This window comes from Achromobacter dolens (assembly GCF_902859745.1).
Taxonomy (GTDB): domain Bacteria; phylum Pseudomonadota; class Gammaproteobacteria; order Burkholderiales; family Burkholderiaceae_B; genus Achromobacter; species Achromobacter dolens.
The window spans coordinates 1-785 of sequence record NZ_CADIJW010000114.1 but is presented as its reverse complement, the minus strand read 5'-3'; the positions used below and the strand labels follow the sequence as shown (position 1 = coordinate 785).

Genomic DNA, 785 nt, shown 5'->3' with positions numbered 1-785 from the left:
GGCCTCGGCATCGCGCAGCGCCTGGCGCGCGGCGGGCGCATCGGCATCGCCCGCCTCAGCCGCCGGCGGCAGCAACGCCAACCGCTCGGCCAGTTGCGCGCGCCGCGCCTGGGCTTCGTTGCGTTGGCCGCGCAGCGCGTCCACGCCCTTGGGCGCATGGATCGCCAGCGTCTTGCGCATGGCCTCCAGTTCGCGCTGCAGGTCGACGCCGCGCGCATGGCGTTCCTCGGCCTCGGCCACGTGCGCCACGCCCAGGCGCGACAGCAAGGCCGCGCTGGCCGCCTGCACGTCGGCCAGTTCGCGCTTGAGCGCCGGCAGGTCCTGGCCGCCCGGCTCGATGCGCAGCCGGCCCAGGCCGGGCAATTCGAGTTCAGCCGCCGCGGTCAGCAGCAACTCGCCGCTGCCGGCCAGCGCGGCGCCGTCCAGCCGGGCCTCGCGGCCCGCGTCCAGCGCGTACGACAGGCGCGTGGCGATGGCCTGCTGGCGCAGTTGCAGGTCGCCCAGCGCGCGTTCGCTCTTGCGCAGGGCCTGGATGTCGGCGTCGGCGATCTCGATGCGCACGGCTTCGGCCTTCAGGATCGTGCCCTGCTCGATCAGGCGGGAGGCTTCTTCGAGCGCGCCGTCCAGGCGCTCGATGTCGCGCGCCAACTGGTCGATCTGGTGTTCGAGGTCGCGCCGGTCGGCCACGGCTTGCACCGCCGCGACCCGCTGGCGCGCCTGCTCGGCGGCGGCGGCGTGCGTGTCGCGCAGCGCGCGGGCCCGGGCCAGCGGCTCCTGCGCCTGCT

At 75.8% G+C, this 785-nt stretch carries 1 pseudogene; it reads right to left on the bottom strand.

The window, feature by feature from the left end:
* Nucleotides 1-785 (bottom strand): annotated as a pseudogene (locus tag HV783_RS29335) (AAA family ATPase); the annotation flags it as partial.